The 12,716-nt window shown below is 65.6% G+C and carries 13 protein-coding genes; 12 read left to right on the plus strand and 1 reads right to left on the minus strand.

The window, feature by feature from the left end; genetic code table 11:
- The first annotated feature begins 32 nt into the window (after positions 1-32).
- Positions 33-1,250: an HD-GYP domain-containing protein gene (locus OU994_RS02910; protein ID WP_131148235.1), complete on the plus strand. Its 1,218-nt coding sequence runs from the start codon at positions 33-35 to the stop codon at positions 1,248-1,250.
- A gap of 86 nt (positions 1,251-1,336) precedes the next feature.
- On the opposite strand, the gene OU994_RS02915 is transcribed toward OU994_RS02910, so the two are convergent.
- Entirely contained in the window at positions 1,337-2,386 is a 1,050-nt protein-coding gene (locus OU994_RS02915) for a GGDEF domain-containing protein (RefSeq protein WP_281609566.1), read from the minus strand.
- Between the two features lie 355 nt (positions 2,387-2,741).
- Here OU994_RS02915 and OU994_RS02920 point away from each other — a divergent pair, with 355 nt between their 5' ends.
- The 11 genes from OU994_RS02920 to OU994_RS02970 all read left to right on the plus strand — a co-directional run bounded on the left by OU994_RS02920 (position 2,742) and on the right by OU994_RS02970 (position 12,715).
- Complete coding sequence (locus OU994_RS02920; RefSeq protein WP_281609567.1) at positions 2,742-2,933, plus strand: Flp family type IVb pilin; 192 nt, start codon at positions 2,742-2,744, stop codon at positions 2,931-2,933.
- 57 nt (positions 2,934-2,990) lie between these two features.
- Positions 2,991-3,533, plus strand: coding sequence for a prepilin peptidase (locus OU994_RS02925; protein WP_281609568.1), 543 nt, complete (start codon positions 2,991-2,993; stop codon positions 3,531-3,533).
- A gap of 62 nt (positions 3,534-3,595) precedes the next feature.
- On the plus strand, positions 3,596-4,951 hold the full coding sequence (locus OU994_RS02930; protein WP_281609569.1) for an ATP-binding protein: 1,356 nt from the start codon (positions 3,596-3,598) through the stop codon (positions 4,949-4,951).
- Positions 4,948-5,784 (plus strand): Flp pilus assembly protein CpaB, encoded by an 837-nt coding sequence (gene cpaB, locus OU994_RS02935; protein ID WP_281609570.1) that lies wholly within the window; start codon positions 4,948-4,950, stop codon positions 5,782-5,784. Before OU994_RS02930 ends, cpaB begins: the two co-directional genes overlap by 4 nt.
- A 10-nt stretch (positions 5,785-5,794) precedes the next feature.
- On the plus strand, positions 5,795-7,348 hold the full coding sequence (locus OU994_RS02940; protein WP_281609571.1) for a type II and III secretion system protein family protein: 1,554 nt from the start codon (positions 5,795-5,797) through the stop codon (positions 7,346-7,348).
- A gap of 10 nt (positions 7,349-7,358) precedes the next feature.
- A complete protein-coding gene (locus tag OU994_RS02945; RefSeq protein WP_281609572.1) occupies positions 7,359-7,640 on the plus strand; it encodes a hypothetical protein in 282 nt (93 codons plus the stop codon).
- A gap of 20 nt (positions 7,641-7,660) precedes the next feature.
- Positions 7,661-9,127 carry a pilus assembly protein TadG-related protein gene (locus OU994_RS02950; protein ID WP_281609573.1) on the plus strand — a complete coding sequence of 489 codons (1,467 nt, stop codon included), beginning with the start codon at positions 7,661-7,663 and terminating at the stop codon, positions 9,125-9,127.
- On the plus strand, positions 9,124-9,600 hold the full coding sequence (locus tag OU994_RS02955; RefSeq protein WP_281609574.1) for a hypothetical protein: 477 nt from the start codon (positions 9,124-9,126) through the stop codon (positions 9,598-9,600). The genes OU994_RS02950 and OU994_RS02955 overlap by 4 nt, the downstream gene beginning before the upstream one ends.
- Positions 9,563-10,153, plus strand: a complete 591-nt coding sequence (locus tag OU994_RS02960) for a TadE family protein (protein ID WP_281609575.1) — start codon at positions 9,563-9,565, stop codon at positions 10,151-10,153. Before OU994_RS02955 ends, OU994_RS02960 begins: the two co-directional genes overlap by 38 nt.
- 15 nt (positions 10,154-10,168) lie before the next feature.
- Positions 10,169-11,344 carry an AAA family ATPase gene (locus OU994_RS02965; RefSeq protein WP_281609576.1) on the plus strand — a complete coding sequence of 392 codons (1,176 nt, stop codon included), beginning with the start codon at positions 10,169-10,171 and terminating at the stop codon, positions 11,342-11,344.
- A 24-nt stretch (positions 11,345-11,368) separates the two neighbouring features.
- Positions 11,369-12,715, plus strand: coding sequence for a CpaF family protein (locus OU994_RS02970; protein WP_281609577.1), 1,347 nt, complete (start codon positions 11,369-11,371; stop codon positions 12,713-12,715).
- Position 12,716 lies beyond the last annotated feature (1 nt).

Raw genomic sequence — 12,716 nt, forward strand, 5'->3', positions numbered from 1 at the left:
AACCAACCCTCAACCAGTCCGATCGCAGCCAGATGCTGAAGAAAGTCGAATCATCGCAGTTAAAGCCGGGCATGTACATCCATGAGCTGTCGTGCGACTGGATGGACCACCCTTTCCTGCGCAATCGCTTCCTGCTGGCGAACGACGCTGAAATCCAGCGGATTCACGCGGCCGGCATCCGCATCGTGATCATCGATACGGCCAGGGGCCTCGATGCCGATGCGCCCACGGTCGAACAGGCGGCCGCAGCCACCGAAGTGGAAATGCAGGACATCGCCGCACGCACGGTACGCCCGGCCAGGGTGCCGCTCGGCGAAGAACTGGAACGGGCCACGCGGATCCGGCGCCAGGCCGCGGACCTGGTCAAGAACGTCATGACCGATGCGCGCCTGGGCAAGGCCATCGAGGTAGGGCCCGTGCGGCCGGTGGTGCAAAGCATTACCGAATCGATCCTGCGCAATCCGGGGGCGTTGACGGGGCTGCTGCGCATCAAGACCAAGGACGACTACACCTTCCTCCACTCGGTCAGCGTGTGCACGCTGCTGGTCGCGTTCTGCCATGCGCGGGGCATGGATGACGGCATCGTACGCGAGGCGGGCCTGGGCGCGCTGCTGCACGATACCGGCAAGGCGCTGGTACCGGATGCCATCCTGAACAAGCCGGGACCGCTGACGGACGAGGAATTCGCGATCATCCGCCGCCATCCGGAAGATGGCTACAACATCCTGCGCCGCTCGCCCGACATCGGCGAGATCGCGCTCGACATCACGCGCCACCACCACGAGCGGATCGACGGCTCAGGCTATCCGGACAAGCTGGCCGGCGGCGAGATCGGCGAACTGCCGAAAATGGCGGCCATCGTCGATGTCTACGATGCGATCACGGCCGACCGCTGTTATCACAAAGGGATTCCGGCGGCGGCGGCATTGCGCAAGCTGCACGAATGGAGCAAATTCCATTTCGATCCGGCCCTGGTGCAGGCGTTCATGCGCTGCGTGGGCATCTATCCGGTGGGCACGCTGGTGCTGCTGGAATCGGGGCGGCTCGGTGTCGTCGTCGAGCCGCATGAAAGCAATTTGCTGGCACCGAAGGTCAACGTGTTCTTCCATACCAGGCGCAACGTGTACATCCGGCCGGAACTGGTGGACCTGTCGCGCGGTTTCGGTGCCGGTGGCGCGGACAAGATCGTCAGCCACGAGAACCCGGTGCGCTGGAATGTCGACCCGGCGCGCTTCATGACGCCGGCGTAACGGCGGATCGCCGACACTACTACAAGACCTCGGCGATCGCCGGCACTACCTCAGGACCTCGGCAGCCCGCCGGTTCCGCTTCACAATCAGAAGAACTCGGCGGTATCGTTCGATTCGACGGTCTGCAGCAGGCCGCCGCTGACCAGCTCGTCATAGTGGCAGGCCATGTTGCGGCCGTGGCTCTTGGCAAAGTACAAGGCCTGGTCGGCGCGGCCCAGGATCACCACCGGCGCCTCATAGGCGCTGATCGCCACGAAGCCGACGCTGACGGTGACCTTGCCCACCTGGGGGAAATCGTGCTGCTCCACGTTCATGCGGAAGCGGTCGATGATCATCTTGGCATTGTCCAGCGTCGTCGAGCGCAGCAATACCACGAATTCCTCGCCGCCGAAGCGGAACACCCGGTCCTGCGCGCGGAAGGACGAAGTCAGCAGGTTGGCGATCAGGATCAGCACCTCGTCGCCGTACAGGTGGCCGAAGCGGTCGTTGACGTGCTTGAAATGGTCCACGTCCACCACGGCCAGCCACTGCTTTTCCTCTTCCGTGCGCTGGCGGCGCTCCGTTTCGCCCGGCAGCAGCGTCAGCGCATCCTGTTCGGCGCTGGAGGCCAGCAGCATCTTGTTCAGCTGGTCGTCGAAGGTCTTGCGGTTCAGCAGGCCGGTCAGCGAGTCGCGCTCGCTGTAGTCGAGCAGGTTCTGGAAGTTCTTGTACACGCTGACGATGCCGCGAATGACGTGGATGGTGTCGGGCGTGTACGGGGTCGGGTTGACGATCTGCAGGCAGGTGTCGGCCTTGGCACCCAGCCAGATCGGCAGCCACAGCGTGTGCTTGCCGTCCTCGTCGACCTCGTCGGCGGACGCTTCATGGTGGGCGATGCACCGCTCCAGCGCGGGGAAATGCGCGATCGGTTCGCCCGGGCTGGCGGGATCGCTGGCTTCCTCCATCCTGGCCGCCTGCCCCGCGACCACCAGCGCGCGCGGCCGCACGTACAGGTGGCCACGGACATTGGCCAGCGTCAGGACGCGGGCACGGCTGGCGCCTGCCAGTTCCTGCACCGCCGAGATCACCGAGATGTCCAGCATCGTGTGATCGCGGTGGCCGGTCATGTCCACCATGTGTTTCAGTAGGGAATCCATACTCTCGTCTAGATGATTACGGCATCTGCTTCCAAATCGATAAGGCACACAGTGACGCAGAGCACGAGGCCTTTCCCAAGGACAGTTGATCAGGATAAATGGTTTTTATAACAGGAGCAATTATCCACGGTGAAAATAGTTGGAAAACGCAACGATTCTACTCTGAGTAGCATCTTGGCAGCGCCATTCCGGGCGCTGTCGGCGGCTCGCCACACATGTTGCGCGCTTCGACGTTCCCTTGGGCAAGCTTGCGCTATCTCAATCTTGCCCGCTGGCACAAAACCTATAGTTACCTCACTGGCGCAGCACACAGCACCAGAATCCAACCCACCACAAGGTACCTACAGGAGGAATCATGAAAGCACTGATCAATGCAGCCCGCCAATTCGCCAAGGATGAAGAGGGTATCACCGCCATCGAATACGGCCTGCTGGCCGCGGTGATCGTATCTATTATCGCTGGAGCGTTCACGGCCCTCGGTGAAGAAATCAAAGGCGCCTTTGAAAGGATCGGATCCGAGCTGAAAGCAGCACTGCCTGCACCCTAATAGAGTTTTTCCGCCGGCCCGTCCGGCCGGCGGCTCTTTTCGTCACTGGTACCTGCAATGAACCAGGCACTTCAAATCATCCTCCTGTGGCTGGTGCTGCAGGCAGCCGTGACCGATCTGGCGTTACGGCGTATTCCCAACGTCCTGGTGCTGTGCGGCTTGCTGCTGTCGCTCGTGCTACATGGGGTCGCCGGTCCCATGAGCGGCCTGCTCGCGACCTGGCTTGCCGGGCTGGCCACGGGATTTTGCGTTTTCCTGCCCTTGTATTTGCTGCGCGGCATGGCTGCCGGCGATGTCAAGCTGATGGCGATGGCGGGTGCCTTTGTCGGCCCCGCACTTGCCCTGGAGATCGCCGTCCTGTCGTACCTGATCGGCGGCCTTCTCGCGCTGGTGATGGTGGCCTGCAATGGCCGCTGGCGCATCCTCGCCGGCAACCTGAAAACCCTGCTGTGGCCGATGCTGGGCCGGCTCGCAGGCTATCCGATGCAGCCGGTAACGGTTACCCGCGAAGCCAGTGCCGGTGGCATTCCCTATGGCGTGGCGATCGGCCTGGCCACCGCTGTCGTGGTGTTCCGGACACACGGTTTTACTTTTGCCTGAGGTCAATATCCGTCGGGAAACCCCCGCCTAAAATTGCTCCTCCACAACGCAGGAGCGCGACGATGGACCTTCAAATCTCTGCAGGTGAAACGACCGGCGGGCAGTGCCAGCTGCCCCCCCAGCCGAAGACGGTGCGCGAGACAGGGCTGGAGCTGACCCTGCTTGCCGAGCTGGCATCCAAACAACTGTTCGGCTCTGGAAAGACGCACTTGCCCGTCCTCACGACACGGTTGCGCCTGTCGATCAACGTATTGCGCGAAGTCCTCGACTTCATGGTGGCCGAGCAGCTGGCCGAAGTCGCCTGGCGCGGCGATACCGATATCGACGTGCAGTACCAGCTCACATCGGCCGGCCGGCAACGTACCGTGGCCTGGCTCGAACGCAGCCCGTACACGGGGCCGGCGCCGGTGCCGCTGGAAGCCTACCGCGCGCTGGTGCAGCGCCATTCGGCCTTGCTGCCGGCGGTGGCGGCACACGATGTCGCCAGCGAATTCGCCGACGACTGCCTGCCCGCCGCCGTGCGCGAACTGGCCGGTGCCGCGCTGCATGCCCACCGCTCGCTGCTGCTGCATGGGCCGTCCGGCCGCGGCACGACCACGCTGGCGCGCCGGCTCGGCCGCCTGCTGCACGGCACGGTGGGGGTACCGTACGCGATCCTGATGGGCGAGGAAATCGTGCAGGTATTCGACAGCGCGATCCATCATCCGCCGTCCGCGGCGGCACAGGGCCGCGCGATCGGCGAACGGCGCAGCACCGACAGCCGCTGGGCATTGTGCAACCGCCCCGTGCTGCACATGGGCGCGGAACTGGCGCTGGACATGCTGGACCTGCGCCACGACCCGTTTTCCGGCAGCTACCAGGCACCGCCGCACATGAAGGCGACAGGCGGGCTGTTCATCGTGGATGACCTGGGCCGGCAGCGCGTGCCGGCTGCCGAATTGCTGAACCGTTTCGCGCAGCCGCTCGACACGGGGGCCGAGTACCTGGCGTTGCAGGGCGGCCGCAAGTTCGCCGTGCCGTTCGACGTGACGATGATTTTCGTCACCAACCTGGAGCCGCAGGCGCTGCTCGATCCATCGTCGCTGCGCCGGCTGGGCTACAAGGTGCATGTGGGGCCGATCGGCGAAGGCGCCTACCGCACGCTGTTCCGCCAGCAGTGCCGCGCGCTGGGCATCGCGCCGGATGAAGCGGCGCTGGCTTACCTGATCAACGAACTGCACCGCGACAGCGGCCAGCCGCTGCTGGCCAGTGTCCCGCGCGACATCCTGTCGCGCATTGCCGATTTCGCCGCATTCACGGGCCTGCCGCCGGTCATGTCGGTGGCTGCCCTCGATCAGGCCTGGTCGAGCATGTTTGCCACCACGGGCATGCAGTTCACCGCTGCCGCCGATACCACCTTCTTCGAGAGGATTGCATGAAAAACCGCCGTGCTTACACGATGATGGCCTTTGCCATCGTGCTTGGCCTGGCCGCGGTCGCCCTGGCCTCGCGCTGGCTGTTGCGGCAGGCGCCGAGCACCGCTGCCCACGTCGTCGTCGCCACTGCCGACGTCAACCTCGGGCAGCGCCTCGGTCCGGAAACCGTGAAACTGGCCGAATGGCCCGCCGACAGCCTGCCGGCTGGCGCGCTGACCGATCCGCTGAAGCTGTCCGGCAGGGTGTTGAAGACCAGCGTGCTGCGTGGCGAACCGCTGACGGAAGCGAAGCTGGCCCCGGCCGGCACGCTGGGTGGCCTGTCCGCCCTGATTACCGAAGGCAAGCGCGCCATCACCGTCCGCGTCAACGACGTGGTCGGCGTGGCCGGTTTCGCGCTGCCCGGCAATTTCGTCGACATCCTCGTCAGCACGCAGGCCGATACCAGCACTGCCGAGGACCGTGAAGCCATTTCGAAGATCGTGCTGGAGCGCATCCTCGTCCTGGCGGTCGCGCAGGAAGTCGGGCGCGACGATACCAAGCCGCGCGTCGTCAATGCCGTGACGCTGGAAGTGTCGCCGGAACAGGCCGAAATGCTGGACCTGGCACGCAGCGTCGGCAACCTGTCGCTGGTGCTGCGCAACCAGATCGACCCGCAACCCGGCACCACGGCCGGCGCGACCAAGAGCAGCCTGCTGGGTCTTGCCGCGCCGAAAGCGGTCGAGGCCGCGATTGCCGCCCCGGCCCGCCGTGCACCGGCACGGCAAGCCAGCGCCGCCCCGTACCGCCACTGCATCGGTGCCATCGATGGCTTGCGCAGCCGTAAAGAATGCCTGTGAGGAAGATGACATGAAACTCCATTCCGCAATGCTGCTTGCCGGGCTGTCGGCCGCGCTCCATGCCCATGCCGCTCCGGCCCTGCCGGCCGTGTCCACGACGGCGGCCGTGATCGACGCACCGGTGGCGGACCCCGGCCGCCGCAAGCCGGCGGCCCCCGAACGGGCCGACGGACCGCGCTGCCGCGGCCAGGCCGCCGCGCCCGGCCAGCTCGCCCTGCAGCTCGGCAAGTCCACGCTGATGCGCTTGCCGGAAACGATCGTCAACCGCAGTGTCGGCAATCCGGCCGTGCTGCAGGCGATGGCGGTGGCACCCGATACCCTGTACCTGGCCGGCGCCGATGTCGGCAGCACCAACATGATCGTGCAGGTGAAGAGCGGTGCCTGCAGCGTGATCGAAGTGACCGTCGCGATGGATGTCTCCGCGTTGCAGGCAGCCCTTGCCGCGCTGCTGCCCGACGAAAAGGAAATCCGCGTGAGCGCCGCCGCCGATACGGTGGTATTTAGCGGTACCGTGTCGGACGGTGTCACGCTGGCACGCGTCGTGGAACTGGCGCAAGCCTACGTGCGGCGGCCGGCCAGGCCGCTCGCCGGCGGCAGGGATGGCGAAGGCGGTACCGGCGCCAGCAAGGCGGACAGCGCCAGCGGCGGCGCCCAGAACGGCGCCAGCGCGCGCATCGTCAACATGCTGGGCGTCAGCGCACCGCAGCAGGTGATGCTGGAAGTGAAGATTGCCGAAGTATCGAAGACCCTGCTGGACAAGCTGGAAGCGGGTACCGCCCTGCGCCTGCGCGGCGGCGAATGGACCGCGTCCGTGGTGTCGAACTTCCTCTCCGAGACCTTGAGGGGCGGGGCGCAGGTGGCGAAGTCGCCGTTCAACGCCTTGCGGCTCGATGCCCAGCGCGACCATGGTTTGGTGCGCCTGCTGGCCGAACCCACGGTGATGGCGATCAGCGGCCAGGAAGGCAGCTTCCTGGCGGGCGGCAAGATCTTCATCCCGGTCGCCCAGGACAACAACAAGGTGACGCTGGAAGAAAAGGAATTCGGCGTCGGCTTGCGCTTCACCCCCACGGTGCTGGCGGGCGGCCGGATCAGCCTGAAAGTGGCACCGGAAGTATCGGAACTGTCGCGCGAAGGCATCGGGCTGACCGCCAACGGCATCAATGGCGCCGCCATCATGCCCCTGATTACGACCCGCCGCGCCACCACGACGGTACAGCTGTTCGACGGCCAGAGCTTCGCGATCGGCGGCCTGATCCGCAATAACCAGGTCAGCAATATCGGTGCCTTGCCGGTGCTGGGCGAAGTGCCGGTGCTCGGCACCCTGTTCCGCAGCACCGATTTCCAGCAAGACCGCACCGAGCTGCTGTTCGTGGTCACGGCGCACCTGGTCAAGCCCTTGCCGCCGGGTGTGGCATTGCCGACCGATGCGCTGCAGTCGGCCCGCGGCAACAATCTCTTCATCGGCGGCAAGATGGAAGCGACGGTGCCTGCCATCCGGCCAGTACCGACCGCGCCGTCTTCCGCGCCATCTTCCTCGCCGTCGTCCCAATTCCAGCTGAAGTAAGGAGATTCCCATGAAAACCAGCTTGCTCATGGCAACGATGCTTGCCGCGCTGTCCGGCTGCGGCGAAGCCATCGTGCGCACGACCCCGCAGTGGGACGCCCGTTTCGGCGACGCGACACGGGCCGCGTTCGCGCGGCAGGTGATCGATCCGGGCGCCGGCCGCGACAACCGGCCGGCGAACGGCCTGGATGGCCACAGCGCGGCCGCGGCCCAGCAGCGCTACCAGAAATCGTTCGCCGCGCCGCAGCCCGCGCAATCCGTGTTCACCATCGGCGTCAGTGGTGCGCAATGAAACCCTCAGTGAAGCCCGCGATGAAGCCTGCTTTCAAGCACGCACGCAAGCCGGTCCCCGAACTCGCGCGGCGCCCGCGCGGCGTGATCCTGATCATGTACGCGGTGATGCTGACGCTGCTCCTGGGCTTCACCGGCCTGGTGCTCGACCTGGGATTGGTGTATCTGCGGCGCGCCCAGCTGCAGGCCGCTGCCGACACGATGGCCATCACCGCGGCATCCATGCTGAACGGCACGGCGGCCGGACTGGAAAACGCTGTCAGCGAGGTCAAGAAAAAAGCGCAAACGCTGCGTGGCGTCGCTGCCGGCGATGCGGTGACGGATGTGCTGCGGTTCAGCGCCCATCCCCATGCGCCGGCGGCGGCCTGGCTGCCGGCAGGAAGCGTCGGGGCTGGCGCGGTTGCCGACATGCTGTATGCCCGCATCGATATCGGCGCGCTGGGCGCCGGCGTGCGCGAAGTACCACTGCTGCTGATGGGTATTTTCGGCGCCATGGCGCCATTCGATGTGCGCCCGGTTGCCGTGGCAGGGCGCCGCTCGCTGAACGTGACACCGCTTGCCATCTGCGCGCGCTCGGCGGTTGTCGGCGGGGTTCGCTCCAACAAGACCGGTATCCTGGAGCGGGTAAGCTACGGCTTTCGCTATGGTATTACCTATAACCTGCTGAGGCTGAATCCGAATGGCCCGGACCCGGTGTTCTACTACGTGGATCCGCTCATGGCGCCCGGCCTGGGCAATGAACCGGCCGCGACGAAAAACACCATCATGGCGCCGTTCATGTGCTCGGGTACGATCGCCTATCCGCGCATCGGCACCGGCAGCCTGAGGATCGCCAGGCAGGCGACATTCGGCCTGGCAACGCAGCTCAACTCGCGCCTCAACGTGTACGGCGGCGGGAACGCTGCCATGGACTGCACGCGCGACGCGGCGCCGCCCGACACCAACATCAAGAACTACGCGCAGGCAGGAGCGAACTGGCACTATGAAACGCCGGTCAATACCAGCGCCGAGCCAAGGGTGGTCAACGCGGGCCTGAGCACGGTCGCCGACCTCTCCCCGGTGGAATTGGAAGCAGTGAAACCGGCACCCACCGCATACGGGGTACGGTGGGCCTACCGGATTCCCCGCAGGCCCACCAATGTCAAGATCACCGGTTCCTGGGATTCCCTGTATCCCTCCACGTCGCTGCACGCGGGGCCAAAGAACTATCCAGCGGACGCGCCGTATTTTTCCACCAACGGCACGACCTACGATACCAATCCCGTTCCCCTGACGCCCGCCCGACAAGGGCGCCGGCTCATGTATATCCCGTTGCTGGAATGCCGGCCGGCGGACGGTCCGGACATCACCAGGGCAAACGTGCTTGCCTACGGCGTATTCTTCCTGACCGCCCCGGCCAGTGCCAGCGAGATACCTGGCGAATTCACCGGCTTCGTCACCCTTGCCGACGAGGGCACGCTGCTCGGCGACGTGGAGCTGATCCGATGAAACGCCAGCCGCACCGCGAACGCGGGATCGCCACCATCGAAATGGCCGCCGTGGTCACGCTCACCATCGTCATCCTGGCGATGATCGTGCTGTCCGGCCGCCTGACCTGGCACGCCATCGCGCTCACGAAAGGTGTCGCGAACACCAACCGCATCGTCGCGACGTTGCCGAGAGCGACCATCGTTGACGATCCGGATGTCCTGAAGGAATTCGTGAAGAATACCGTGTACGACGCCACCCGGTCGGCCGGCCTCGACATCCAGCCGCGCGCGAACATGTTCCTGGTGACGTGTGGACTTTTCAATTGCACCGATATCGATTTCAGTTCCGTCACCGTTTCGGCGGCGATCTACTTTCACGACACGATCTTCGGCAGCGCTTACCAGCAAGTCCTTCCGGAAAATTTGACCATTCCTGCCGCAGCCACGCAAACCTATGCGACCACTACACCCAAAGTGCTGGACAATAAATGACGCCCGCGGTCTCGTCACCATCGAACTGGCGCTCGTGCTCGGCACCTTCCTGCTGCTCGTGCTGGGCACGCTCGAGGTTGCCCGCGTGATGTACGTGCTCAACACCGTGCAGGATGCCACGCGCGTGGCGGCCCGTGCCGCCGCGGTGACGGACTTTGCCAACGCCGCCGCGATGGACGCGCTCCGCGCCCGGGCGCTGCTCGGCTCCGCCAACGGCACGCTGCCGCTGGTGCCCGAGCTGGGTACCGCGAACGTGCACATCGAGTATCTGGGCCAGTCGGCCAACGGCACCGTGACCACGATCACCCGGCCGCAGTGCCCGGCGCAAAACGTCGTGAACTGTGCCATCAGCCCGCATGCGGGGTCGTGCATCCGCCTCGTGCGCGTCAGCATTTGCGGCGCGACCGGTGCTGGCGGGGCCTGCACGCCGCTGAACTATCAACCGATGACCGGGATCGTTCCCGGCCTGGCATCGCTGTCCATCCCCCCCTCGGCAACCCTCGTCAAGGCCGAGTCGCTGGGTTACGTCCCGGGCGAGAACAACTGTCTCTGAACAAGGAAAAACGCCATGAAAGCTTTGATGATCAGCAAGGATAGCCTGTTGCATGCGGAAATCGCCGCGCAGGGGTCGGCGCGCATGCCGGCACTGCAACTGGTGGCGTCGCGCCAGGGTCTGCGCGATGCGGCCGAACGGCCACTGGCCGACCCGCCCGACCTGGTGATTTTCGATGCCGGCGGCGTCGAGCCGGGCGACTGGGAAATCGTCGAAAGGCTGGCCCGGCAATATCCGAACGCGCGCTTCATGCTGCTGGCGCGCGAGGCACACCAGGAGCTGCTGATCCGCGCGATGCGCGCCGGCATGCGCGAAGTGCTGCAGCTGCCGCTGGTGCACCGGGCGTTCCATGAAGCGATGGACCGCATCGAGATCGAGACCGGCGTCACGCGGATGCGCGACGGCAAGGTGCTGGCCTTCATCGCCTGCAAGGGCGGCAGCGGCGCGACCTTCCTGGCCACCAATTTCGCCTATGCGCTGGCGGCACTGGCCGACAAGAAAGTGCTGGTGATCGACATGCACGGCCAGTTCGGCGATGCCACGCTGTACGTGTCGGACCAGAAGCCGGCGATGACGCTGGCCGATGTCTGCGCGCAGATCAACCGCATCGATGGCGCCTTCCTCGACTCGTGCCTGGTGCATGTGACGGCGAACTTCGGCGTGCTGGCCGGGGCCGACGATCCGGCCAAGGCGGCCGACATGAAGCCCGAACACATGGAAGCGATCTTGCGCGTGGCGCGCCAGCACTATGACTTCATCGTGCTCGACGTGGGCCGCCAGATCGATGCGCTGTCGCTGCGCGCGCTCGACAATGCCGACACGATCTACCCGGTGCTGCAGCTGGCGCTGCCGGACATCCGCGACGGGCGCCGCCTGCTCGACATCTTCCGCTCGCTGGGCTATCCGATGGAGCGCACGCGGCTGATCGTCAACCGCTACGAGAAGGGCGGCAAGCTGCGCCTGGCGGACCTGGAACAGGCGCTGGGCGCCGAGGTCGTGCATACCGTGCCGAACGATTACCTGTCCGCCACCGACTCCGTCAACCAGGGCATCCCCGTGCTGCAGCTCGCGCGCGGCAGCCACGTCGCGCGCAGCCTGGCGGACCTGGTCGAGGTGGTGACCGAGCGGCGCGTCACGGAATCGAAAGGCCTGTTCGACAGGCTGTTCGGCCGCAGCCTGGCCGAAGCCTGACCCCCGCCCCCGAGGAGAACCGAGATGAGCCTGCGCGAACGCCTCGCCTTGGCGGAAGAACCCCGCCACATGGCCGCCGTGCTGCCTGCCCCGTCGCAGGCCGCCTACCGCGAGCTGAAAGCCATGATGCACCAGCTGATCCTGGACCGCATCGACCTGGAGCGCCTGAAGCGGCTGACACCCGACCAGTTCAAGCACGAGCTGGCGCTGCTGGTACAGCGCATCATCGAAGACGAGCGGATCGTGCTGAACCAGACCGAGCGCCACAACCTGGTGCTCGACATCCAGCATGAAATGCTGGGCTTCGGTCCGCTGGAACGCCTGCTGTCCGACAACAGCATTTCCGACATCCTCGTCAACACGCATGCCAAGGTGTACGTGGAGCGCGCCGGCCGGCTCGAGCTGACGGACGTCACATTCAACGACAACGCCCACCTGATGAAGATCATCGAGAAGATCGTCTCGCGGGTCGGCCGCCGGGTGGACGAATCGAGCCCGATGGTCGATGCGCGGCTGCCGGATGGCTCGCGCGTCAACGCGATCATTCCGCCGCTGGCGGTGGATGGCCCGATCCTGTCGATCCGGCGTTTTTCCGTCAATCCGCTGACGATGCAGAACCTGATCGAGAACAAGAGCCTGACGCCGCCGATGATGCAGGTGCTGCAGGCATTGGGGCACGCCAAGATCAACATCCTGGTCTCGGGCGGCACCGGCAGCGGCAAGACCACGCTGCTCAATGTGCTGTCCGGCTATATCCCGCCGAACGAGCGGATCGTGACGATCGAGGATGCCGCCGAACTGGCCATGCGCCAGCCGCACGTGGTGCGCCTGGAAACACGGCCGTCCAATATCGAGGGCAAGGGCGAGGTGAACCAGCGTGCGCTGGTGCGCAACGCGCTGCGGATGCGGCCCGACCGCATCATCCTGGGCGAGGTGCGGGGCCCCGAGGCGCTCGACATGCTGCAGGCGATGAACACCGGCCATGAAGGCTCGCTGGCGACGATCCACTCCAACACCCCGCGCGACGCGCTGACACGGCTGGAAAACATGGTGGGCATGTCGGGCGTGAACCTGACGCCGCGCGCCGCGCGCCAGCAGATCGCCTCGGCGGTGACCGTGGTCCTGCAGGTATCGCGGCTGACGGACGGCGCGCGCAAGCTGGTCAGCCTGCAGGAAGTGACCGGCATGGAAGGCGAGGTGATCGCGATGCAGGAGATTTTCCGCTTCGAGCAGACCGGCGTCGATGCCAAGGGCAAGGTGCAGGGTCACTTCTTCGCCACCGGCGTGCGGCCCCGCTTCGCGGAACGGCTGGCCATGTTCGGCGTGCCGGTAGCCGAGAACGCATTCGATCCGGACCGCGTGTTCGAATAGG

This window comes from Pseudoduganella sp. SL102, assembly GCF_027856995.1.
In the GTDB taxonomy this organism is placed as follows: domain Bacteria; phylum Pseudomonadota; class Gammaproteobacteria; order Burkholderiales; family Burkholderiaceae_D; genus Rugamonas; species Rugamonas albidiflava.